The organism is Pseudoalteromonas luteoviolacea NCIMB 1942 (genome assembly GCF_001625595.1).
Taxonomy (GTDB): Bacteria; Pseudomonadota; Gammaproteobacteria; order Enterobacterales; family Alteromonadaceae; genus Pseudoalteromonas; species Pseudoalteromonas luteoviolacea_A.
Genome location: NZ_AUXT01000134.1, coordinates 25352 through 49504 on the forward strand (window position 1 = coordinate 25352; position 24153 = coordinate 49504).

A 24153-nucleotide genomic window follows, 5' to 3' on the forward strand; every position below is an offset into this window, starting at 1 on the left:
ATTGGTGTGCGAGCCTAAAGCACACCAAATTAAATGCTACCGTTGTGCTTTTAGCTCTTTTTCTAAATGCGCTTTCATTTCTTTTAGTGCTGCAATTTTTTCCCTCGCTTCGGTTAGCTGCGACTGAGGAAGACCTACATTAACTCCTTTTTGGAGTAGTTGGGATAGCCGCTCAACCTTTTTATCAACGGCAGCAATATAGTCTTTTTTTATTGTTTGCTCTTGCTCAAGTAAAAAGTCGTTATAATTCTCATGATCACTCAGATCGCCACGATATCTCGGCGCAGAACCTGCCTTAGCAGCATGTGTTATAGGCGGAATATACATATTCTCTTGTGATGTTAATTTGGTGGAGGGCTGCGATGCAACGGCAAGCTTGGTATTGAGTGTGGGAAGACGCTTTTGTTGTATGGATATTTCGTTTGTAGCAGCGGGTGTGAACAGTTGAGTGCTTTCAGGTTTTGCAGAGTCTGAATTTTGTAAAGGTTCACTTTCCAGCGGTTTGATGGTGGCGTTAGCCAACCACCATACCAAAGTGATAATGCAGCTAAACAATATTAAGCAAAATACGAATTTCACCTGATTCATAGCATGATACCGTTACTTTTTTGCCAATCAGCAAATAACTTTTCATAAGCACTTATTGCTTTTTCCCTAGTCAAAGACAGCGAAGCTCTATAGTACACGGTCTCACTATCAGGAGCATGAAACTTAAAAGTCGGCTGTTTAGTATAAACGATGGCCCACAATCCATTAGGCATACGAATAGGCCTTGAAACTTGACCAAGTTGACTACTAAAGGCGAATTGTGCAAGCCAAGTTAGCGTATGCTGCCTTGTTATTTTGACAAGCTCTTGTGTCTTATCAGGCATAGCAAATTGATTAGTTAGACGATGTCGCTTCATTGCTGAGGAAATTGATGTACGCTTTACCTCTTCAAACACTGTGTGTGCATGCTTTTGATCTGAAAAAATGACAGCCGTAGCAAATAAGTTATCAAGGTACTTAAAATCCTTTTTGTTATGTTTGTAAAACTGATTTACTTCTTCGGTAGAGAGTGACGCTTTAATTGCTTCAACATAGTCGCTGCGCTCTCCATGCATTTCATCTTTTATGCCTAAATAGGTCTGCATAGGCGGTCGCAGCAGTTCACCAAGTGCTAATAGTTTGAGTCTTTCTAGAGTTAGACTATGTTTGGCAAGCGTTTTATTTGCGCGAGTTTTTAGATTGTGAAACTGAACATGCTCATTAACGGCAGTTTGCAGCTGTGCGATATCACCACTGTGCAGTGCAAAGCGTCCCTGCATCGACTGATCGTTGATTACGTCTCCGAGTGTTAGTCGAGGTGATTTTACCAGCTCTACGTCGTACCAACTCTGTAATTGCTTTTCGCTGTATTTACCGGAATCTGGGTATCTAGCCAAGATAGAAATTAGCCGATCTGAGGTCCAGTTTAAAGAAGCCGCTTTGTTCAGTTGCTCAACGAGTTTTGGATTTTGATGTATCAACATGGCCTGCAAATACCGTCTCACATGGTAGTCATTGCTAAATCCGACATCAGAATGTCTTGCTATTAAAGGTAAAGAGCGTATATCTGCTTGCGCAATCAGGAACTGGTTTTCTAAAAGTCGTTTATAGAGCGCCTGCTTTGAGATATCCCTATCCTGCGCTTGATAAAGGGAATGCATCAAGTCTAATTCAGTTTTCGTTATGTGGGTCAAGGCAGCGAAACAAGGCAGGCTAAAAAAGCCTGCCATAAGGTAGAGAAAACTGCGCATTAGCGAGCTACCATAGCGTGATTAAGTAAATTCACCACCATCGCAATAGCATTTGGAATAACCAACTTAGCGGTATTTAATCTGTCATGATGGTCTTTTGAATTAAGTACGATCCCACCTTGTGCATATGAAAATGCTCCACCTTGAGTCAGCAAAGGGCGAATATCAGACTCTCTGGCATTGATAGGAGAAAAGTTTTGCATAGCTTGAGCTACTAAGTGCATATCATTAAGGTTTTCTCTATCATAGTAATCTTTTACCCATGATTCCCAATCAGCATGATTGAGGTCTGAGGTCGTCCAAGTATGGTGAGGTTGCAGTAAGTCTGTGGTATGAAATACAAATCCTAGTACCTGTGGGTTACCCGTTTGCAAGTAGCTTTGGTACCAGTATTGCCCTAAGTTATCAATTGGCTGGAATGGCATTTCTTCAAAATCGTCATACATGTTGTAGTTTGAGTGGCTATCAATACGATAGTTTTTCTCTGTAACGCCGTAGGTATTATATTCACTGTCATCGGCATTAAACCAACCGGTCTCTCCACCAGGGCCGTCATCTAGGTAGTCTCCCTTAAGCCAAGTAGCAGCCATATTGTCAATTGTTCCCCATACGGTAAGTTTGTCGTAGTTGTAGCCGCCAAAGTCGTTACCATGTTGGTCTGCACCTTGGGTATGGTTTTGGAAGTGCCAGTAGCTTGTATATTTTACGATACTTTTTGCTACGCCCCAGACCGGAGCTTGTACACAATCCCCAGTGATTGCACCGCAGAAAAAAGTGTCTTCAAAGTCGTCAACATCGAAGGCGGCCTGGCCCATTAACTCGCCTAGCTGTGTCACTGTCATTCCTTTTGACTGTGCAAAACTTTGTAACTTATTAAACTCTGTTGTATTTGGGTTTTGTGCCATATAATTAACAGCGTCAATAACGATGCGTTTATGCGTTTCTTGACTAAATGCATGCGCATTCCCAGTGCTTACCATAAGCGCAGAAAGAAAAAGGAGTTTTTTCATCGTTTCCTCGATTTGAATGTTTACTCGATTGTGAGAAGACGCATTTAAAAATTTATTTGTGACAAAGTGATTTAAAAAGTGTTAATTTTTGAATTGAAAATGTTTTCTTGTTGGATGAGAAGTGCTCAGGTATGATCTGGGACTTAATATAGGCACAAGAGCTGCGTAAAAAAGATAATAAACAATGAAAATAATAGTATATGTAATCTTTGCTGCGTGTTTAGCCATCACGGGGAGGGTTCATGCTGAACCCTGGTATGATGAAGACGAATTTGAGTGGCAATTGAGCTTGGGGGCGTTTTATGTAAATACTAAACTGCCCAAGCTGATAGGTGCTAAGCATGAGTTTTCTTCTCTTGCTCCATTAATAGATGCAAAACTTCAGTATAAGAACTTTTACCTCAATACACACTCCGGGGATTTTTTTGGTGGGTCCGATTTGGGCTATCAATTGGTTCAACGAGAAGATTGGGGGCTCGATGTCATTTTTGGTAACTATCAGATCCCATTTTCGGAAAATGGTTACTATTCCAATGATGATAAAGTAAAGGAATTAGAGGGCATTAAAAAGCGTAAGGTCGACCAGTCTATCGGTTTCGCATATTACCAAAACGTTGGTGAGTATTTAGCTGTTGTTGAGCTTGTTTACGATGTTTTTGGGGAGTCCAATGGTTGGGTTTTTCATATGGAAGCGACGCGCAACTTTGAATTAAGAAACTGGGACCTATGGCTTAACTTTGGTGCTAATTATTATTCTCAAAACTTTAATGACTACTTTTATGGTGTTGACCAGTCAGAAGTGAACGACTATTTGTATGGCTTCACCGCAGGAGACGGTGCAACAGCATTTGTGCAAACTCAATTAAACTATCCAATTGCACAAGATTGGGTATACAGTGCAGGCGTGTCTGTATTGGTCGGATCAGGTGGAGTTAAAAGTAGCCCATTGATTGAGTCTAACTATGCACGTGTCATCTTTACTGGAGTGAAATATGTATTTTAGACTCACTCAGGTAATTTTAATGTTCTTCGTGTTGATATCATTTAGCTTATCAGCAAAAGAACAGCGTAAAGGAATACTAAACGCGACACCCAGTAAATGTGTTGCTCTTAACCAAGGACGTACCTGTTATGCTGATGTGATTTTTGAAATCTCAGCACCGCAAGCAGGTGATTATTGCCTTAGAGAGAGTGAGTCGAAGCGAATTATCCAGTGTTGGGCAAACACAGCAAACTTTGAATATACATTGAATTTTGGTTCCGCAAAAAGCGTTAGTTATGAGCTTATTTCAAAAGCTCAGAGTGACACACTGGCGGTAACTACGATAGAAGTAAACTGGGTGCACAAAGTACGTGCTAAAAAGCGTCGCTGGAGGCTGTTCTAACCCATGCTTGTTGGTCACGAATGCTCAGCACCAATTGGCAGCCTGAGCATTTTGATTTGGCAATTAATTACATTGCTCAATTAAGCCGCGTAAATGTGTACCGATGTCTTCTGTTTTTGTTTGACCTTGTTCTAGTAAAGTGCCAAATTGATTTTGTAATTCAGCAAGGTCGTAAGCTTCTAGTAGTGTCTTCAAATAAGTAACCGTCTCTGCACCCGCTTTTAGTAACTCAGGTATAGTTTCTAAACTAATCTCTTGGTCGCCTAAACTCGCAATTGAGTTGGCTAAATCGGCAACACTGGCACTGTCTTGTAACGCACCTTCAACCTCAACCAGAGCACCCATTGGGTCACCATCTAGTTTCCCCACGACACAGCCAGCTAACGAACCTGCTTGAGCGCTTTGACTCATCGCTTCTAAGCCTTGTTCACGAATTTGCTTGACCACAGCTTGTAACTCTTGGTTTTCTGACAGGTACTGTGCTTCAATTTGGGCTTTGGAGTCTTCAAATACATCACATCCAGTCGCGAATACTGCGCTCAGACCCATTAAAATAACGATACGTTTCATAAACTCACCTTAAATAACCTAATTTAGGGCCAGTGTAATGCTTCCCTTTTGGAATGTCACCTTGATTAGGAATGGTGTAATTGCCTTTTCAGTCTAAAGTGCTCAAGGTAAACGACACTAGTAATGCCAAATAGCTCCGATTTCATCACATTAGCGACAATGTGTAAGGCGCGTTTCCAAGCATTTCGCACGGCTAACGTATATTGCTTGCCCAAATGCACTTTAAGTGTGTCTAAAAAGCAGTTGCATAGTATTTTTATATCACATACAGAGGGCCTAAGCGCCTTGATTGACCCTATATTCTCAACAATATATCGGCATAATTCCTTTTGGTTTGCAATTCGCAGTAAGCTTTGTTGAATAAAAGCCCTTAATTGATATTCGATAGCTAGAATTTGGTGTTCGGCAGAGGGGATATGCATTGACATTGGGTGCATGTTCAAACGGTGATTGAAACTGACACAAAAGCAGTGGAAATTAGGCTTTATGGTAGAAAAAGTCTGGTTAAGTAATTGATATTGATAAGGTGAAATACTCATAATCGCTCCAATACGATTAGAGCGGATCCGTGCTCAAGTTTAGATCAAATTTGTTTCGTCATAATTAAAATAATAGGTACAACTAACAAAACGTAAAAAACTTGGGAAATTGTTCTCGTAGGGGCTGTATTCTTCAGTTTTAAAATAGGCCCTAATTTTGAGTATAGGCTGGAACTTTTTGCTATTGCAAACAAAACAACAAAGAAATGTAGAAGTGTATAGAATACACTTCTACACAAAGCGGTAAATTAGTTCATTGGAGATAGCAGCTTAGGATCTGTCACAAGCTGTCTTACCCCATGCGCATGATCTTCTTCAAACGCGTTGCCTTCACACCACTTTGCCAAACTGTTGATATCAACCTTTGCACAAGCCGGGCGAACGCTCCATGTCACTTGTAATGGCGAGCACTGCTTGTCGTTGTAGCTTGGGCCCGTAGTGGAGCCTAAGAATTCAACTGGTTTACCGGTATTGTCAGGTATATGTTTCGGTTGATGGTAGCCATTGGTAATGTTGCCATCGTACGATAAGTCATTAAAGTCCAGTGCATCTTCATCGTTGACGACAAGAAACACTTGAGTTTCTACGCGCAAATCTGGGTTAGCGCATTGGTCATTTAAGCATGAACCAAGTCCCTTGCCTGGTTTTACATCACAAGAGCTGTGCACCCAATGAACTTCAATGGTGTCACCAGGCTTCACGTTCTTACACACTTTGCCCTTTGGTGCGCGCAACTCTGCTGGGGTTAAGTCTGCGGTTGCATTACACTGATAGCCACCATACTTCCCATCACCGGCAAATACCGAAAAGTCTTTGGCTTTATGCTCAGCATTTTTGTGGAAGTGGATATTGCAAAGGTTCATTTGCTCAGAGGGTGGCGCTATGCTGAAAATACGTTTATTTTCGCCATGTAGGTTATCAATATCACGTGGGGTTTGAGGGCCTGCACTTGCGCAAGAATTAGCGGCAACGGTGCTGCTAATTAAGAGTGATGATAACGCTGCTAAGGTAAGCTGAGCTGTTCTGTTTTTCATATAAACTTCTCCTGATTGTAATAAAAGTGAAGTATATATGGATTATCTATAGGTACAAAGGCTCAATGTTAATGATTGTTAAAGCCTTTTTGCCTGGTAGGTGAAGTTGTTCATGGTTTTGAATTTATCTAGTTTGTGGTTGCGTATTAATGGAACAATCTCTATAATACTCGCCAATTGAGCAGTGTAGCACTGCATATGGACGCGGGATGGAGCAGCCTGGTAGCTCGTCGGGCTCATAACCCGAAGGTCGTCGGTTCAAATCCGGCTCCCGCAACCAATGTAAGAAATCGCTGAATTTCTAAAGGTCGCGCATTCTTCGTAATGCGCGTTTTGCGTTTAAGCGCAAGCTTAATTTAGGCTGATACAGCCCGCAACCAAGCTCGGCCTTTGGCCACACAGTTTGTTTTTGGTGTGACGCCCCGCTTGGTTCGGGGCGTTGTTGTGTCTGGTGCTAGATAATAGCAATTTGGGCCCAAGAGCGAACAGCTGAATTTATGGGGCTATAAGCCCTTTTTTTGTTTGTATGGAGGTAATTTGTGTCAAAACTCGAGCAAGATTTAACTGCGATGCTAGAGCCGGCTGTTGAAGCCTGTGGCTATGAGCTACGTGGTCTAGAGTTTGTACAAGCTGGACGTCATTCTACACTTAGAGTTTATATTGAACACGAAAATGGCATTAATGTTGATGATTGCGCGGAAGTCAGCCGTCAGGTGAGTGCTATTTTGGATGTAGAAGATCCCATTACAAATGAATACAACTTAGAAGTGTCTTCACCAGGTGTTGATAGACCATTATTCAAACAAGCTCATTATGAGGAAGCGCAAGGTGAAGAGGTACGTTTGCGTACGAAGCTTCCACAAGATGGTCGCCGTAATTTTAAAGGTGATCTAGTAGCAGTTAATGGCGATATGATTACGCTAACGGTTGATGGGCAAGAGCATCTTATTATGCTTGGCAATATCGAACGAGCTAATATCATCGCCAAATTTTAAGATTGAGTGCGAAGGACCAGGGCAAGCGAGGCAAAACCTATGGCAAAAGAGATCTTGTTGGTTGCAGAAGCTGTATCCAATGAAAAAGCAGTCCCAAGAGAGAAAATTTTTGAAGCGTTAGAGTTCGCACTGGCGACTGCAACAAAGAAAAAGCATGATGGTGAAATCGAAGTTCGTGTTTCTATTGATAGAAAAACGGGTGAATATGATACTTTCCGTCGTTGGCAGGTTGCTGAAACTTTAGAAGATGGTTCACTTGAAAACCCATATTCTGAAATCACGATTGAGGCAGCTCAGGTAGAAGAACCTGATTTACAACTTGGTGATTATGTAGAAGAGCAAATTGAATCAATTCAGTTTGACCGTATTACAACGCAAATGGCGAAGCAAGTTATCGTGCAAAAGGTACGTGAAGCTGAGCGTGCGCTTGTTGTGGATGCGTACAAAGATCAACAAGGTGAATTGGTTACCGGTGTAGTAAAGAAAGCATCGCGCGACACAGTAGTCATCGACCTTGGTAACAATGCTGAAGCGGTTATCTACCGTGAAGATATGTTACCACGCGAGAGCTTCAGACCTGGCGACCGTGTTCGTGGTTTACTATACGAAGTTAAACCAGAGGCACGCGGTGCGCAGTTATTTGTGACACGTTCTAAGCCTGAGATGCTAATGGAGCTATTCAGAATCGAGGTACCAGAGATTGGTGAAGAGATGATTGAGCTTAAAGGGGCAGCTCGTGACCCAGGTTCTCGCGCGAAAATTGCGGTTAAATCTAATGACAAGCGTATCGACCCAGTAGGTGCGTGTGTTGGTATGCGTGGTGCACGTGTGCAAGCAGTTTCTACGGAACTAGGCGGAGAGCGCGTTGATATAGTATTATATGACGACAACCCTGCACAGTTCGTTATCAATGCAATGGCACCTGCAGAGGTTGCATCAATTGTGATGGATGAAGATTCTCGCACAATGGAAATTGCGGTAGAAGCAGACAATTTAGCACAAGCTATCGGTCGTAACGGTCAAAATGTTCGTCTAGCAAGCCAATTGACTGGCTGGGAGCTTAACGTGATGACGGTTGAAGACATGGAGCGTAAAAACGCTGAAGAGTCAGACAAGCTTATCAGTTTGTTTACCGATAACTTGGATATTGATGACGACTTTGCTCAGTTCCTGATCAATGAAGGTTTCTCTACGCTTGAAGAAGTCGCTTATGTACCAGTTGCTGAATTCTTAGAAATTCAAGGTCTGGATGAGGAAACTGTTGAAGAGCTGCGTAAGCGTGCTAAAGATGCATTGACAACTAAAGCGTTACGTGACGAAGAGTCTTTAGAAGGTGCTGAGCCTGCACAAGACTTGCTAGACCTTGAAGGTCTTGACCGTCACTTAGCGTTTGTGATGGCGAGCAAAGGCGTAATCACCCTAGAAGATTTAGCAGAGCAAGGTATCGACGAATTAGTTGAGATCACTGAATTATCTGAACAGCAAGCAGGCGATTTTATTATGGCTGCTCGTAACATTTGCTGGTTTAGTGAAGAGTAGTTTATTAACGGGAGGTAACGCATAATATGGCAGACGTGAGCATAGAGAAACTAGCCGAGAACATTGGTACAACTGTTGATAAATTACTGCAGCAGTTAACAGATGCAGGGATCTCCAAAGCCAAAGGCGATCAGGTCAGTGAATCTGAAAAAGCCCAGTTGCTTGACTTTTTGAGCAAGCAACATGGCGGCACAGGTTCTGATGGCCCTGAACGTATGACTCTTCAGCGTAAAAGCAAGAGTACCCTAAGTGTTACTGGTTCGACTGGTAAAGCTAAATCGGTTCAGGTAGAAGTACGTAAAAAGCGCACTTACGTTAAAAAGAGCGCAATCGAGCAGCAAAAAGAGCAAGAACGCTTAGCTGCAGAGGAAGCTGCGCGCAAAGAAGCAGAATTGAAAGCTCAACAAGAAGCTGAGCAAAAAGCGAAAGAAGAAGCTGAACGCAACGCCCAACAGGAGGCAGAGCGAAAAGCCAAAGAGGAAGCTGAGCGCAAAGCTAAAGAAGAAGCCAAACGTAAAGCAGAAGCAGAACGTCAAGCGAAAGAACAGCAGAGTATAGAAGTGGATAGCGCCCAACAAGAGCAAGAGAAAATCGAAGCAGAACGTCTTCGTACAGAAGCAGAAGCAGCAGCCTTAAAGAAAGCTGAGGAAGAAGCCAATCGTCAAGCTGAAGAAGCTCGCCGTCTAGCAGAAGAAAATGAAGCACGTTGGAAAGCAGAAGAAGAAGAGCGTAAACGTCGCGAAGCTTCAGCTGACCATCATATGACAACTTCTACATTTGCACGTGAAGCTGAAGACGAGTCTGATGCACGTGAAGAAAAGAGTGCACGTCGCAAGAAGAAGAAAAAGCCACAAGCTAAAGAGGCCAGCACTCAGCAGTCACGTGGTAGAAAAGGCAGGCTAAAAGCACCTACATCACTTCAGCACGGTTTCCAAAAACCAGCAGCAGAAGTTAAGCAAGAAGTGCGTATCAGTGAAACAATTACCGTATCAGAGCTTGCATCGCGCATGGCTGTGAAAGGTGCTGAAGTTGTTAAAACCCTGATGAAGCTTGGCGAAATGGTAACTATCAACCAAGTTATTGACCAGGAAACTGCACAATATGTAGCAGAGGAAATGGGTCACAAGGTTATCATTGTTAAAGAAAATGAGCTTGAAGAAAAAGTACTTAGTGATCGCGGTGATACTGAAAGTGTAGGTCCTCGTGCTCCGGTTGTTACGGTAATGGGTCACGTTGACCATGGTAAAACGTCAACACTTGACTATATTCGTAAAGCAAAAGTTGCTGACGGTGAAGCTGGTGGTATTACACAGCACATTGGTGCATACCACGTTGAAACTGACGGTAATATGATCACTTTCCTTGATACTCCAGGACACGCGGCGTTCACATCGATGCGTGCTCGTGGTGCGAAAGCGACAGATATCGTAGTACTTGTTGTTGCAGCAGATGATGGTGTGATGCCTCAGACTAAAGAAGCTGTACAACACGCAAAAGCTGCTGAAGTACCGCTTATTATCGCAGTTAACAAAATGGATAAAGAGGGTATCGACCCTGATCGCGTTAAAAACGAGCTTGCTCAACTGGATGTTATTCCAGAAGAGTGGGGCGGTGATACGCAGTTTGTTCATATCTCTGCGAAAACAGGCCTAGGTATCGATGACCTACTTGAAGCAATCTTGATGCAAGCTGAGCTACTAGAGCTTACTGCACCAGAAAAAGGCATGGCTCAAGGTGTTGTTATTGAATCGCGTCTAGATAAAGGTCGTGGTCCAGTTGCTACAGTACTTGTACAAGCTGGTACGCTAGAGCAAGGTAACATTGTACTTTGTGGTTTAGAGTACGGTCGTGTACGTGCAATGAGAGACGAAAACGGTAAAGAAATCACAGAAGCTGGCCCGTCTATTCCAGTAGAGATCTTAGGTCTTTCTGGTGTGCCTGCTGCTGGTGATGAAGCAACTGTCGTTAAAGACGAGCGTAAAGCACGTGAAGTTGCACTATACCGTCAAGGTAAATTCCGTGAAGTGAAGCTTGCGCGCCAGCAGAAAGCGAAACTTGAGAACATGTTCACAAACATGACTGAAGGTGATATCTCTGAGGTTAATGTTGTTCTTAAAGCGGACGTACAAGGTTCAATTGAAGCGATTTCTGACTCACTGACTAAACTATCTACCGACGAAGTTAAAGTTAAGATCGTGGGTAGCGGTGTTGGTGGTATCACTGAAACGGATGCAACACTAGCTGCAGCTTCAAATGCAATCATCGTAGGTTTCAACGTTCGTGCGGATGCATCAGCGCGTAAAGTTATTGAAGCTGAAAACTTAGATCTTCGTTACTACAGCGTAATCTATGACTTGATTGAAGAAGTTAAACAAGCAATGGCAGGTATGCTTGCACCAGAATTCAAGCAAGAGATTATTGGTCTTGCCGAAGTTCGTGACGTGTTCAAGTCGCCTAAGATTGGTGCAGTAGCCGGTTGTATGGTTACTGAAGGTATCGTTAAACGTAGCGCACCTATCCGTGTACTTCGCGAAAACGTTGTTATCTATGAAGGTGAACTTGAGTCACTTCGTCGCTTTAAAGATGACGTTCAAGAAGTTCGTAACGGTATGGAATGTGGTATCGGTGTTAAGAACTACAATGACGTTAAAGTTGGCGATCAGATAGAGGTATTTGAAACTGTTGAAGTACAGCGTTCACTGTAGTTTTAACTGGGTTTAAACCTTGAAATGGGGGCGTTAGCCCCCATTTGTGTTTGTGTTTTTTGGATTTTTATAACATAAAAATCAATAGTTTATATAAGTGGTGACAATGAGAGAATTTTCTCGTACGGATCGTGTTGCACAGCAAATTCAAAAAGAAATTGCGGTTATTTTGCAACGTGAAATTAAAGATCCAAGGCTAGGTATGGTGACTGTGTCTGCAGTTGAAGTATCTCGTGATTTATCATACGCAAAAATATTTGTAACTGTATTAAATAGTAAAAGCGACGATGATACTAAGAAGAATCTAGCAATTATGAATGATGCAACGGGTTATATCCGTTCATTGCTGGGTAAACGTATTCGCGCGCGTATTATGCCTGAGTTAAAGTTTGTACTTGATAACTCACTGATGGAAGGTATGCGCATTTCAAACTTAGTTGATGAAGTGATCCGTACTGACAAAGAAAAGCGCGGTGATGACGCAAATTCAGTAGAGGATGGTGACGAGTAATGGCGCGTCGTAGTAAAGGCCGTCCTGTGGATGGCATTGTGCTATTACACAAGCCTCAAGGTATTTCCTCTAATAAAGCTTTGCAACAAGCTAAAGGTATTTACTTTGCTCAAAAAGCTGGCCATACAGGAGCATTAGATCCGCTGGCCACTGGTATGCTACCGATATGCTTTGGTGAGGCCACCAAGTTTACTCAATTCTTGTTAGATACCGATAAAACCTATGTTGTTCGAGCTCAACTCGGCGAGAGAACAACGACATCTGATTCTGATGGTGAGATTGTGGAAACTCGCTCTGTAGAGATTACTCAATCTCAGCTAGAGCAAGCCGTTGAAGCTTTCCACGGTGAATCGGATCAGTATCCATCTATGTACTCAGCACTGAAATACCAAGGTCAACCTTTGTATAAGTATGCCCGCGAAGGCATTGAAGTGCCTCGTAAATGCAGAAAGATCAATGTGTATAGTATTACACTCGATGAGTATGATGTTGAGTCACAACAAATTCAGATGACAGTTCATGTGTCAAAAGGTACCTATATAAGGACGATTGTTGATGATTTAGGTGAAAAGCTTGGTTGTGGTGCGCACGTAATAATGCTTCATCGTAGTGAGGTGGGGCACTACCCATCAGACAAGATGGTAACCATCGAACAATTGGAAGCAAAGTTACAGCAAGCTAAAGATGAAGAGCTAGAGCCATCAGTTTATATTGATGAACTGCTACTACCAATGGACACAGCCCTTGTTGATTTACCAACGATTACCTTGACCCAAGAACAGGGCATTGCATTTAGCCATGGTCAGACGGTTGTGGTCGGCGAAGTACCTGAGGGTGTAATCAAAGTGATGGCTGAAGATATATTCATTGGCATAGGTGAGCGCAACAAGCACGGACATCTAAAAGCCAAGCGAGCGTTATCGAGTGCACAATAGTTTTGTCAGCAGCCTTAAATACTGATACAATGCCGCCGCTTTGTCGCTTTGGCTGAATTAGTGATCGGCTGAAGTATTAAATTTATGTAATTTGGAGTTTATTATGTCACTAAGTAACAAAGAAAAAGCAGAAATCGTAGCTAAATTTGCACGTGTAGAAGGCGACACTGGTTCACCTGAAGTACAAGTTGCACTACTTACTGCTGATATCAACAAACTACAAGGCCACTTTGCTGACCACAAGCACGATTTCCACTCTCGTCGCGGTCTACTACGTAAAGTTAGCCAACGCCGTAAACTTCTTGACTACCTTAAGGGTAAAAACGTTGAGCGTTACGCTGCGTTGATCAAAGAGCTTGGCCTACGTCGCTAAGAATTTGATGAATTGTTGGATTTTTATCCGACAATAAAAAAGGGGCGAATTCGCCCCTTTTTTTGTGCGTGTACTAGCAGTATACTTACTCTCGTTCTAGCATTGTGCTAGGCAAACGCCGATACTTCTGCCAATTGTAGTACTTAAGTAGATCTATATGAGTACCAACGCTTTTTTGGTTGTTCTATTTAAGACTGTAATTGGTTGTTGTTGGCGTTTTAATATATTTATTAAGGAATATTTTTGTGCAAGCAATAATTAAAGAGTTCCAACTTGGTCAACAGACCGTAACATTGGAAACAGGTGCTATCGCTCGTCAAGCTGACGGTGCTGTTTTAGCAAGCATCGGTGATACATCAGTACTAGTAACTGTTGTTGGTAAGCGTGAAGCTACTCCGGGTCAAGATTTCTTCCCGCTTACAGTTAACTACCAAGAAAAAATGTACGCAGCAGGCCGTATTCCAGGTGGTTTCTTAAAGCGTGAAGGCCGTCCTTCAGATTCAGAAACGTTAACAGCACGTCTAATCGACCGCCCAATTCGTCCTTTGTTCCCAGATGGCTTCGTAAACGAAGTTCAGGTTATCGCGACGGTTGTTTCTGTAGACCCTGAAATCCAACCTGATATGGTTGCTTTGATCGGTACTTCTGCGGCACTAGCTATTTCTGGTGTTCCATTCAATGGTCCAATCGGTGCTGCACGCGTTGGTTACATTGATGGTCAATACGTACTTAACCCAACATTAAAAGAGCTAACTGAAAGTAAACTAGACCTAGTTGTTGCAGGTACTGAAAATGCGGTACTGATGGTTGAGTCAGAAGCTGAAATCCTAACTGAAGAAGAAATGTTAGGCGCTGTTGTATATGGTCATGACCAGTCTCAAGCAATCATTAAAGCGATTGAAGAATTCAAAGCAGAAGCTGGCAAACCTAATTGGGAGTGGACTGCTCCTGAGAAGAATGTTGTACTAGCTGACAAAGTTGCTGCAATTGCAGAGCAGAAAGTTGGTGATGCATACCGTATTACTGACAAAGTAGCGCGTAAAGACTCTCTTTCTGAAGCAAAAGCTGAAGTTGTAGAGAAGCTAACAGCAGAGCTTACTGAAGGCGAAGAGTTAGATGAACAAGAAGTTGGTAAACTTTTCAGCTCTCTAGAGAAGAAAATTGTTCGTGGTCGCATCATCTCGGGCGAAAAGCGTATCGATGGCCGTGAACCAGACATGGTTCGTGCACTAGACGTGATGACGGGTGTACTGCCACGTACTCATGGTTCAGCAATCTTCACACGTGGTGAAACTCAGGCACTAGTTACTGCAACTTTAGGTACTGAGCGCGACGCACAGATGATGGATGACCTAGTTGGTACTCACAAACATCACTTCATGCTTCACTACAACTTCCCTCCGTTCTGTGTAGGTGAAACGGGCTTCATCGGCTCACCAAAGCGTCGTGAAGTAGGCCACGGTAACCTAGCTAAGCGTGGTGTTAAAGCTGTTATGCCTAGCCTAGAAGAATTCCCTTACTCAGTACGTGTTGTATCTGAAATTACAGAATCAAACGGTTCATCTTCAATGGCGTCTGTATGTGGTACTTCACTGGCACTAATGGATGCAGGTGTACCTGTTAAAGCATCTGTTGCGGGTATTGCAATGGGTCTAGTTAAAGAAGGTGAGGATTTTGTTGTTCTTTCAGACATTCTTGGTGACGAAGATCACCTAGGTGACATGGACTTTAAAGTTGCGGGTAGTAGCGCTGGTGTAACTGCACTTCAAATGGATATCAAGATTGAAGGTATCACTAAAGAAATCATGCAGATTGCACTTCGCCAAGCTAAAGCTGCACGTATGCACATTCTTACTGTAATGGACCAAGCAATTGCAGCGCCTTCACAAGAGCTATCTGAATTTGCGCCACGCATCTACACAATGAAAATTCCACCGAAGAAGATTGCAGACGTAATCGGTAAAGGTGGTGCAACAATCCGTCAGCTAACTGAAGAAACTGACACAACTATCGAAATCGAAGATGACGGTACAGTCAAGATTGCTGCAACTAACGGTAACAGCGCACAAGACGCGATTTCACGTATTGAAGCACTTACAGCTGAACTAGAAGTTGGCACAATCTACAGCGGTAAAGTTAACCGTATCGTAGACTTTGGTGCATTTGTGAATGTACTTCCAGGTAAAGATGGCCTAGTTCACATTTCTCAAATCAGCAAAGAGCGCGTTAACAATGTTTCTGACCATCTTAAAGTTGGTCAAGAAGTAAAAGTTAAAGTGCTTGAAGTTGACCGCCAAGGTCGTGTTCGCCTGAGCATCAAAGAAGCGCTAGAGCCTTCTGAGCCAGTTGCTGAGCAAGCACCTAAAGGTGAGTAATAATTTGTAAAGAAACAATATGTTTCGTTAAAAGGGGCTGAATGGCCCCTTTTTTTATGCTTTAATGGCTCTAGACACGTACTTTCTAGCCCAATGAGGGACATATCTTGAGATTTTTACTAATACCTTTGCTAGGACTAAGCTTAATGGGCTGTCAGAGTACACAGCAACAGGTAACACAATCGGTACTGCCAATTCCTTTCACAGAGCCATTACAGGCAAATCCTCGTACACAAATTGAGATTGCACGATACAGTGAGCTTTTAAATAGCCCAGAATTGACTCGTTCACAGCGAGCGGAGCTATACCATATTCGCGGTAAGCTGTACGATAGCCTTGGCCAGTCTCAATTAGCTCAAATAGATTTTAATCGTGCGCTTAAATTGCAGCCAGACATGGCAGAAGTTTATAACTTTCTAGGAATACATCATACTTTGAGGCAAGAATATGGAGAGGCGTACGAACGTTTTGACTCAGTACTCGAGCTGGACGACAGTTATGATTATGCATATTTGAATCGTGGTATTGCACTATATTATGGAAGCCGCCCAGAGCTTGCTGTGGATGACTTTAAGCGCTTTCTTGCAAATGCCCCTGATGACGCTTATCGCGTTATGTGGCTGTATATAGGAGAGCATGCAGTTGACCCTGAAGCGGCAAAAGTATCTTTGCAGAAAAATAGTACCGCATTGAGCCATGAGATTTGGTCTACACAACTGGTGAAGCTGTATTTAAACGAAATAAGTGAAGCGAAATTTTTGGCACAAGTATCAACTGGCGTTAAATCTCAAAAAGAGTATGCAGAGCGTTTATGCGAAGCCTATTTCTATATTGCTAAACGGTACAGAGCAACTGGCAACAACTTGAAAGCAGCTGAATTTTTTAGGTTGACGTTAGCAACAAATGTCTTTGAATTTGTTGAGCACAAGTATGCGCGTTTGGAGCTAAGGTTAATCAGGGAAGAACAACTGGCCAACGCATCAAACTAGTGCTATGTTGCATCGGTGTGCATTATTCTTCGTTTTTATAATTGTGGCTGTTCCTAGCAGCAGCCATTACACGCAAAATTTTAAAAATTTAAATGATGCTCAGGTTGAGATACTGATTGCGCACACTAGTCAAAACCTGAATATCTCTTCACCAATCTACCTTGAACTTTCAAAACGCTCCCACCGTATGTCGGACAAACAAGTACAACAGCTTCGCAAGCAGGGCTTCTCGCACTTTTCGTTTGAGTGGGCTATACGGTTAACCGAACAACGAAAGCATAGACAAGCTAGGCTGCTCTTTGAGAGGTTCTGGCGGGGTGTCGATGAGTCAATGCAGATTAGGTTGCTCGCGTTACTTCAGCAGCAAAAACGCTATCACGCCATGGCTGAGATATTTAAAGCTCAGCCTAAAATAGAGCCATATTATACTATGAGCCAGCTTGCGCAGGGTAAAGGTGTCGATGGACTAAATCAGGATGCACTGTTTCAACTTGGCATCACCACATTAAGTATGCTTAAAGAGAACCCTCAGCAGTGCGCCCATCACATTTTACTATTGAGTGATACATTAGAGAGTACCCTAAAACTTGATGAACTGAAGCGAGCATATGAACAGAGCGAATTGGGTAAGCGACTACCATATTGTCTCAGTAAACCAGTTTATGTTGGAGACCTATTACACTGTCAGGGAGGATCTGGGCAGTTTATTCAATGTAGCTTGGCAAACGTATTAGATACTACAGCGCTTGCGCAGGCGCGCCATTTGGTCGTTATGTCAGAGCTATCGGGATTCGCTAATGTACGACATGGTGTTATGGCTTTGAATCATAACAACGGACTAGAGTTATTCGTACATGAGCTGATGCACTTTACTCATTTTGAAGATGAATACCCTGTACCAATCAATAAAGCGAAGTGGTTGTGTGCCTCCTCTGGGTTAAAGGCGCCAAATCTATACGTTGGAGAGCATCCGCCAAAAAACTGGTACGTTAGTAAAACCTGCTTACATGGTAAGCTGACATCATACAAACCGAGTAAAGTACAGTCTAAGATGGAATATCACGCAATTGACTTGTCAAACCAATATTTAGGTTTATGGTTAAAGGCATTAGAGCATAGTTTATTGGAGCCAAGTGATTATCAAGTTTATTACCACAAACTTGTCAATAGAGATCTAGCTTTAGTTAAATGAGCGCTCAATTTATGAATGGAGTCTGAATTGTTTGTTAATTTTGTCTAGAATTTCAACAGCCAGTATGTGAAACCCTAGACAAGTCAAACACTAATAAAGTATAACTGGTAAACGTTATGTGTGATAAAAATGCACGTAAAAAATAAACAGAACACGATCGCCATAACTTAATCATAACGTGCGTTTAATAGTGATGAACGGCATCGAAGATATAAGGCTTCTTTATGACTTTGCTTTGGATACCCTTGATATCCTTGTTAGGCAGTTTACTCTCTTCATTTACAGGTAAGCTATCTCGCAATCAGTCGACTGCAATCACCTTGATTGCACCCACTGTGGCCCTTTTATTGGCCATCAATTTAGCTCCCGCAGTATTTGCTGGGGAAGCGATCCGCGCTACTTTAGATTGGGTACCGATACTCGATCTGGATGTGTCTTTCCGTTTGGATGGATTGGCACTCTTATTTGTTTTTATGATTTTAGGTATTGGTATATTAGTTATTATTTATGCTCGTTATTACCTAAGTGAAAATGATTCAATGCCCAAGCTGTACGCATACCTGATGTTATTTATGACTGCAATGTTGGGTATTGTTATGTCCAACAATGTGATTCAATTATGGGTATTTTGGGAATTAACCAGCATCAGCTCGTTTTTGTTGATCAGCTATTGGTGGCATAAATCTGAAGCTCGTAAAGGGGCTAAAATGGCGCTGGCTATCACCGGTGGTGGTGGCTTGGCATTGCTAGCAGGGCTATTATTACTCGGCCACATTGTTGGCAGTTATGATTTAGATATTATTCTTGCCAGCCGTGAACTCATTCAATCTCATAGCCTGTATGAAGTTGCGTTGGTATTGGTTCTACTTGGCGCATTTACTAAGTCAGCTCAATTTCCATTTCATTTCTGGTTGCCCCACGCAATGGCCGCACCAACTCCAGTCAGTGCGTATCTGCACTCGGCGACTATGGTTAAAGCTGGTATCTTCTTATTGGCGCGATTCTACCCAGCGTTAGCAGGTACTGAAATCTGGTTTATCTTAGTCAGCTTGACGGGCCTTGTGACTTTGTTAGTCGGTGCTTACATTGCGTTATTTAAGCATGACTTAAAAGGGCTCTTAGCTTTCTCAACTATCAGTCACCTTGGTTTAATCACCTTATTGTTTGGTCTTGACACTGAGTTGGCTACAGTGGCTGCCATTTTCCATATTATCAACCATGCAACGTTTAAAGCATCTTTATTTATGGCAACGGGTATCATTGATCATGAAACGGGTACTCGAGACATGCGTAAACTCAATGGCATGTGGCGATTTATGCCTTACACCGCGACATTAGCGATGGTTGCAGCGGCATCGATGGCAGGTGTACCACTGTTAAACGGCTTCTTGTCGAAAGAGATGTTCTTTGCAGAGACCTTGCATCAACAATTACTCGGTTCAATGTCATGGCTAATTCCAATTCTCGCGACGATTGCAGGTGCATTCTCTGTTGCATATTCAGCTCGCTTTATTCACGACGTATTCTTTAACGGTGACCCCGTTGATTTACCTAAAGAGCCTCATGAAGCTCCGCGTTATATGCGTGTGCCAATTGAGATACTCGTAGCGTTGTGCCTGATCGTCGGTATGTTCCCAAATTTTGTTGTAGACGGTATTTTACAGCTCGCCTCGGGTTCCGTATTGGGAACTGAACCACCAGAGTTTTATATCGCAATTTGGCACGGCCTCAACTTACCATTATTGATGAGTGCTATAGCAGTTTGTGGTGGTTTGTTAATCTATACTCAGCGTAGATACTTATTCCAATTCCAAGCGTCTTTACCACCTATTAACGCGAAAAAAGGTTTTGAAAAAACCATGCACTCAGTCGTGACATGGAGCCAAAATAAAATCAGTGCCATTGAAAACGGTTCTCTTCAGCGTTATCTGATGCTTATGCTGTTAGTGGTATTACTAAGCGCAGGTTGGCCATTGTTTGAAATGAGTCAGTTAGTTGGTCAAAACCAGTTAACTCCGGTTGATATTCACAATGGGATTGGAGCGGGTCTGTTAATGATTGGTGCTATTGGTACTGTAATTTGGCATCGTACTCGTATGGTTGCACTACTGATGATTTCTGTAGTTGGCCTAATGGTATCTGTTGCGTTTACGCGTTTCTCTGCACCAGATCTCGCGTTAACTCAGCTCACGGTAGAAGTTGTTACTATTATTCTACTAATGTTGGCTCTGTTCTTCTTGCCACAAAAAACGCCCAAGGAATCAAGCTCAATTAGAACGTTAAGAGACTTGGGCATTGCGTCAGCAATCGGTGTCATTGTGGGTAGTATTTGTTACGCGCTTATCACACGCCCATTGACGTCTATATCTGATTTCTTTGTTGCTAATGCGAAAACAGGTGGTGGCGGCACCAATGTTGTTAATGTGATCCTAGTCGATTTCCGTGGTTTTGATACGCTGGGTGAAATCGTAGTGTTAGGTATCGCTGCTTTGGGTATTTATAAGTTAATTATCCATCTGCCGTTATTTATGCCAGGAAGTGATTCTGAAGGAAGACCGTGGGCTAAAGAGCGTTACCCATTATTGCTAGCGTCTATCTCACAAAGCCTGTTACCACTTGCATTGCTTGTGTCTTTCTATATTTTCTTGCGTGGACACAACTTACCAGGAGGGGGCTTTATTGCTGGTTTAGTCACAGCTATTGCATTTATTTTGCAGTACATAGCGCACGGCTCCAATTGGATTGCAGAACGTTTCACTTTGAATTACAGAAAGATAATTGCTTCGGGCATTGCCATTGCCCTGTTGTCTGGACTTGGCAGTTGGGCATTTGGCCGACCATTCCTAACAACGTGGTTTGATTATTTTGATATTCCTTTGATTGGAGAAATTGAACTCGCCAGTGCCTTAGTATTTGATTTAGGTGTGTACATTACCGTCGTTGGCGCGACTCTGATGATCTTAGCAAGTTTAGGTAAGGTCACTGCGAATACACCAAAAGAAGAGGTGAACATTTAATGGAGCTTTTGTATTCTTCATGCGTAGGCCTACTTGTGGCCTGTGGCGTGTTTATGATTTTGCGCGCTAGGACCTTTCCTGTCGTGCTTGGTTTAACAATGTTGTCCTATGCAGTGAATTTGTTTTTATTTGCATCAGGAAGGCTGTCGATGAACCAAGCAGCTGTATTGGGGTATAGCGAAAACTACGCAGATCCTCTTCCCCAAGCGCTGGTTTTAACGGCAATTGTAATTGGATTTGCTATGACAGCTTTTGTTGTAATACTGGCAATTCGTGGTCGTGCTGATCTGGGTAATGACCATGTAAATGGCACAGTACCGGATAAGCCTAAGGCAGTTTCTCGACAAGCTAAGGAGCAGGGTAAAGCATGAGTCAACATTTAACATCTTTACCTGTCTTATTGCCAATGCTGGCGGCAATTCTGATGTTGATGCCGCCGTGTGGGAAAAACCTTAAGATAAGACGTTACGTTTCTGTGCTTATGGGGCTTGTTAGTACGATTGCATCGGTCAGTTTGCTGGCATATGTTAAAACACATGGTACACAAGTCTATGCAATTGGTGATTGGTCAGCGCCGTTTGGTATTGTTTTAGTTGCAGATCCACTATCAACTTTATTGGTTTCATTGACTTCATTTTTGGGCTTAGTGTGTGCCTTGTATAGCTGCGCAGGTGATGATGAATTAGGAAGCTTCTTTCATCCACTCCTTCATTTCCTAATTTTGGGTGTCAATGGTGCATTCTTAACAGGTGATGCATTTAATCTGTTTGTTTTCTTCGAAGTGCTGTTAATTGCATCATATTCACTGCTTATGCACGGTGGAGACAAACGCAATACTCGTGCAGCACTACAGTACGTGATTTTGAACCTCGTCGGTTCATCAGTATTTCTGATAGCTTTGGGTATTTTATACGGTACCTTAGGCACACTTAACATGGCCGATATGGCCACTAAAGTCATGGAGTTGCAGGGTGATGATGTTTATCTCGCCAAAATAGGTGGTCTACTGCTCCTTGTCGTATTTGCATTAAAAGGCGCATTACTACCACTTCATTTATGGCTGCCAAATACATACTCGACGGCCATGCCTGTCGTTGCGGCACTGTTTGCAATCATGACTAAAGTTGGTGTGTACTCGATGATGCGTGTTTACACATTGATCTTTGGAGAGCAAGCTGGCGAATTAAGCCATATGGCGCAACATTGGCTTTGGTGGTTGGCGATAGCGACTATTGTAATGGGGGCTATTGGTGTATTAGCGAGTCAAGACTTGAGAAAGATGGTTGCTAATTTAGTGGTTGTGTCTGTGGGTACATTGGTTGCTCTGGTGGCAGCACAAACGATAGATAGCAGCGCAGCGGCTATTTACTATCTTGTACATTCTACGCTGGTTTCCGCGGCGTTGTTTTTAATTGCGGACTTAGTTAGCAGACAAAGGGGTAAAGTTGCAGATAGGATCACAGCAGGTAGACCCGTTGCTCAGCCACTGTTTTTAGGTGGAGCGTTTATATTTGCAGCGGTAACGGTTATTGGTATGCCGCCTTTATCAGGTTTTGTTGGTAAGGTTTGGATTCTTAAATCTACATTAGAGTCTGCACACGGACACTGGTTTTGGCCAATTTATTTGATTGCCAGCTTAGCGGTATTGGTGTCAGTATCAAAAGCGGGCAGTACGGTGTTTTGGCACCATACAGGTAAAGGGGAAGCTAATACGGAAGAAAAGGCACACCCCGTACAGGTTGTTGCTGTACTACTACTTGTAGCGGCATCGCCTTTGATGGTCATTTTCGCGGGCCCAATGTCTGACTATGCTCAATTTGCCGCAGTTGAATTACATAACTTTTACGGCCTTATTCAACATATATTAGGAGGCAAGTAAATGAGATTAGAAGCTAGGTATAAATGGCTACCGACTCCATTTAGAAGCCTTTTACTATTTCTAGTATGGCTGCTACTGAATAACACCGTTGCCCTTGGGCATGTTATTCTAGGGGTAATTTTGGCTATTGTGATCCCATTAATTACGCACCCGTTTAGAACCAAGCAGCCTCTGGTTGTGAGACCATTTCGTGCCTTAAGGCATTTAATGTTGGTGCTATATGATATTTTGACAGCGAATATTGAAGTAGCCATAAAAATACTTGGCCCGACAAAAAAATTAAAGCCGGGGTTCGTAAAAGTACCGTTGGATTTACAAGAAGCCATGCCGATTACAATTTTGGCGAGTACAGTTTCTTTGACGCCGGGTACCGTAAGTGCAGAAGTTTATCCATGGCCAGAAACGATTGAAGATGAAGAGGAAGCATGTCAGAAGTTTTTGTTAATCCATGTTTTAGACTTGGATGATGAAGAATCATTGATAGCGACCATCAAATCACGTTATGAAGCGCCTTTGAAGGAGATCTTTGAATGTTAGATACGATCATCTTGATTGTTTTTGCCATGATTGGGTTAGCTTTGTTGCTAAACTTATGGCGTTTAGTTGTGGGCCCGTCTGTACCTGACAGAATATTGGCGTTGGATACAATGTATATCAACACAATTGCGCTTATCATTTTGTACGGTATGAGTATGGGAACATCTTTGTATTTTGAAGCAGCACTATTGATAGCGTTACTGGGCTTTGTAAGTACAGTTGCAGTGTGTAAATATTTGCTTCGTGGCGATATTATCGAGTAAGGGCAAATGATGGATATTTTAATTTCAATTTTGCTTTTGATGGGTGGAGCACTTGTTTTGGTTGGCTCTATTGGTTTGGTTAAAATGCCTGACTTTTTCATGCGCCTACATGGCCCGACAAAGGCAACCACACTTGGTATGGCCTGCTTGCTGTTTGCTGCAATGGCGTACTTTAGTCAATATGGTGATGGGTTTACGCTAAAAGAGATTTTAATTTCTTTATTCTTACTTATCACTGCCCCGATTAGCGGATATATGCTGATCAAGTCAGCAATTCATCACCGGATAGACTCTTCAGAGAAAACCACCGGTAAAGAGAATATAGAAGAAGATTAAGCATCAAATAAAAAGTTCGACTATCAGTCGTAATGCTGTTCACTTTAGAGGAGGAGCATTACGATTAACAGGGTAACGGCTTTTATTCATCTTAACGACCCTAGGTCTATTTGGCCTAGGGCGTTTTTCTTTAAAGAGTACTGTTAAGTCCCCCTCTAAGTGCAGTTAAACGTAAGCGTCTAGCTAACTAC

23 protein-coding genes and 1 tRNA gene are annotated in these 24153 nt (G+C 42.6%); 18 read left to right on the plus strand and 6 right to left on the minus strand.

Features of this window, described 5'->3' with window-relative positions:
• Positions 1-36: 36 nt before the first annotated feature.
• The 3 genes from N482_RS07135 to N482_RS07145 are packed head-to-tail and all read right to left on the minus strand — an operon-like array spanning position 37 to position 2788.
• Positions 37-588: a hypothetical protein gene (locus N482_RS07135; protein WP_063376382.1), complete on the minus strand. Its 552-nt coding sequence runs from the start codon at positions 586-588 to the stop codon at positions 37-39.
• Positions 585-1778 carry a peptidylprolyl isomerase gene (locus N482_RS07140; protein ID WP_063376383.1) on the minus strand — a complete coding sequence of 398 codons (1194 nt, stop codon included), beginning with the start codon at positions 1776-1778 and terminating at the stop codon, positions 585-587. Before N482_RS07140 ends, N482_RS07135 begins: the two co-directional genes overlap by 4 nt.
• A complete protein-coding gene (locus N482_RS07145) occupies positions 1778-2788 on the minus strand; it encodes a hypothetical protein (RefSeq protein ID WP_063376384.1) in 1011 nt (336 codons plus the stop codon). The genes N482_RS07140 and N482_RS07145 overlap by 1 nt, the downstream gene beginning before the upstream one ends.
• A gap of 184 nt (positions 2789-2972) precedes the next feature.
• Between N482_RS07145 and N482_RS07150 the strand changes: the two genes are divergently transcribed.
• Both N482_RS07150 and N482_RS07155 read left to right on the plus strand, forming a co-directional pair.
• A complete protein-coding gene (locus N482_RS07150) occupies positions 2973-3791 on the plus strand; it encodes a MipA/OmpV family protein (protein ID WP_063376385.1) in 819 nt (272 codons plus the stop codon).
• On the plus strand, positions 3781-4173 hold the full coding sequence (locus tag N482_RS07155) for a DUF3019 domain-containing protein (protein ID WP_063376386.1): 393 nt from the start codon (positions 3781-3783) through the stop codon (positions 4171-4173). Before N482_RS07150 ends, N482_RS07155 begins: the two co-directional genes overlap by 11 nt.
• Before the next feature lie 63 nt (positions 4174-4236).
• Here N482_RS07155 and N482_RS07160 read toward each other — a convergent pair whose 3' ends face one another.
• From N482_RS07160 to N482_RS07170, 3 genes are all read right to left on the minus strand, one after another.
• The gene (locus N482_RS07160; protein WP_063376387.1) at positions 4237-4743 is read right to left on the minus strand and encodes a hypothetical protein; all 507 of its coding nucleotides are present in this window, start codon (positions 4741-4743) and stop codon (positions 4237-4239) included.
• A 65-nt stretch (positions 4744-4808) separates the two neighbouring features.
• On the minus strand, positions 4809-5282 hold the full coding sequence (locus N482_RS07165; protein ID WP_063376388.1) for a globin: 474 nt from the start codon (positions 5280-5282) through the stop codon (positions 4809-4811).
• Between the two features lie 248 nt (positions 5283-5530).
• Positions 5531-6316 (minus strand): delta-class carbonic anhydrase, encoded by a 786-nt coding sequence (locus N482_RS07170; protein WP_063376389.1) that lies wholly within the window; start codon positions 6314-6316, stop codon positions 5531-5533.
• A gap of 203 nt (positions 6317-6519) precedes the next feature.
• On the opposite strand from N482_RS07170, the gene N482_RS07175 reads away from it, so the two are divergent.
• The 16 genes from N482_RS07175 to N482_RS07250 all read left to right on the plus strand — a co-directional run bounded on the left by N482_RS07175 (position 6520) and on the right by N482_RS07250 (position 23962).
• Positions 6520-6596 (plus strand) — tRNA-Met (locus tag N482_RS07175).
• A 259-nt stretch (positions 6597-6855) separates the two neighbouring features.
• On the plus strand, positions 6856-7311 hold the full coding sequence (gene rimP, locus N482_RS07180) for a ribosome maturation factor RimP (protein ID WP_063370902.1): 456 nt from the start codon (positions 6856-6858) through the stop codon (positions 7309-7311).
• 39 nt (positions 7312-7350) lie between these two features.
• The gene (nusA, locus tag N482_RS07185; protein ID WP_063376390.1) at positions 7351-8850 is read left to right on the plus strand and encodes a transcription termination factor NusA; all 1500 of its coding nucleotides are present in this window, start codon (positions 7351-7353) and stop codon (positions 8848-8850) included.
• Between the two features lie 26 nt (positions 8851-8876).
• Positions 8877-11555 (plus strand): translation initiation factor IF-2, encoded by a 2679-nt coding sequence (gene infB / locus N482_RS07190; RefSeq protein ID WP_063376391.1) that lies wholly within the window; start codon positions 8877-8879, stop codon positions 11553-11555.
• Positions 11556-11661: 106 nt separating this feature from the next.
• A complete protein-coding gene (rbfA, locus tag N482_RS07195; RefSeq protein WP_063376392.1) occupies positions 11662-12066 on the plus strand; it encodes a 30S ribosome-binding factor RbfA in 405 nt (134 codons plus the stop codon).
• The gene (gene truB / locus N482_RS07200; protein ID WP_063376393.1) at positions 12066-13001 is read left to right on the plus strand and encodes a tRNA pseudouridine(55) synthase TruB; all 936 of its coding nucleotides are present in this window, start codon (positions 12066-12068) and stop codon (positions 12999-13001) included. The genes rbfA and truB overlap by 1 nt, the downstream gene beginning before the upstream one ends.
• A 103-nt stretch (positions 13002-13104) precedes the next feature.
• Positions 13105-13374 (plus strand): 30S ribosomal protein S15, encoded by a 270-nt coding sequence (gene rpsO / locus N482_RS07205; protein ID WP_063355435.1) that lies wholly within the window; start codon positions 13105-13107, stop codon positions 13372-13374.
• Between the two features lie 245 nt (positions 13375-13619).
• Positions 13620-15749: a polyribonucleotide nucleotidyltransferase gene (pnp, locus tag N482_RS07210; protein WP_063376394.1), complete on the plus strand. Its 2130-nt coding sequence runs from the start codon at positions 13620-13622 to the stop codon at positions 15747-15749.
• Positions 15750-15856: 107 nt separating this feature from the next.
• On the plus strand, positions 15857-16738 hold the full coding sequence (gene nlpI / locus N482_RS07215; protein ID WP_081227815.1) for a lipoprotein NlpI: 882 nt from the start codon (positions 15857-15859) through the stop codon (positions 16736-16738).
• 4 nt (positions 16739-16742) lie between these two features.
• Positions 16743-17930 carry a hypothetical protein gene (locus N482_RS07220; protein WP_063376396.1) on the plus strand — a complete coding sequence of 396 codons (1188 nt, stop codon included), beginning with the start codon at positions 16743-16745 and terminating at the stop codon, positions 17928-17930.
• Positions 17931-18154: 224 nt separating this feature from the next.
• A complete protein-coding gene (locus N482_RS07225; RefSeq protein WP_063376397.1) occupies positions 18155-20947 on the plus strand; it encodes a monovalent cation/H+ antiporter subunit A in 2793 nt (930 codons plus the stop codon).
• Complete coding sequence (locus tag N482_RS07230; RefSeq protein ID WP_063376398.1) at positions 20947-21318, plus strand: Na+/H+ antiporter subunit C; 372 nt, start codon at positions 20947-20949, stop codon at positions 21316-21318. The genes N482_RS07225 and N482_RS07230 overlap by 1 nt, the downstream gene beginning before the upstream one ends.
• Entirely contained in the window at positions 21315-22826 is a 1512-nt protein-coding gene (locus N482_RS07235; RefSeq protein ID WP_063376399.1) for a monovalent cation/H+ antiporter subunit D, read from the plus strand. The genes N482_RS07230 and N482_RS07235 overlap by 4 nt, the downstream gene beginning before the upstream one ends.
• Positions 22827-23363, plus strand: coding sequence for a Na+/H+ antiporter subunit E (locus tag N482_RS07240; protein ID WP_063376400.1), 537 nt, complete (start codon positions 22827-22829; stop codon positions 23361-23363). It begins immediately after the preceding gene.
• A complete protein-coding gene (locus N482_RS07245) occupies positions 23357-23626 on the plus strand; it encodes a K+/H+ antiporter subunit F (protein ID WP_063370914.1) in 270 nt (89 codons plus the stop codon). Before N482_RS07240 ends, N482_RS07245 begins: the two co-directional genes overlap by 7 nt.
• Positions 23627-23632: 6 nt before the next feature.
• The gene (locus tag N482_RS07250) at positions 23633-23962 is read left to right on the plus strand and encodes a Na+/H+ antiporter subunit G (protein ID WP_063370915.1); all 330 of its coding nucleotides are present in this window, start codon (positions 23633-23635) and stop codon (positions 23960-23962) included.
• Positions 23963-24153: the final 191 nt, after the last annotated feature.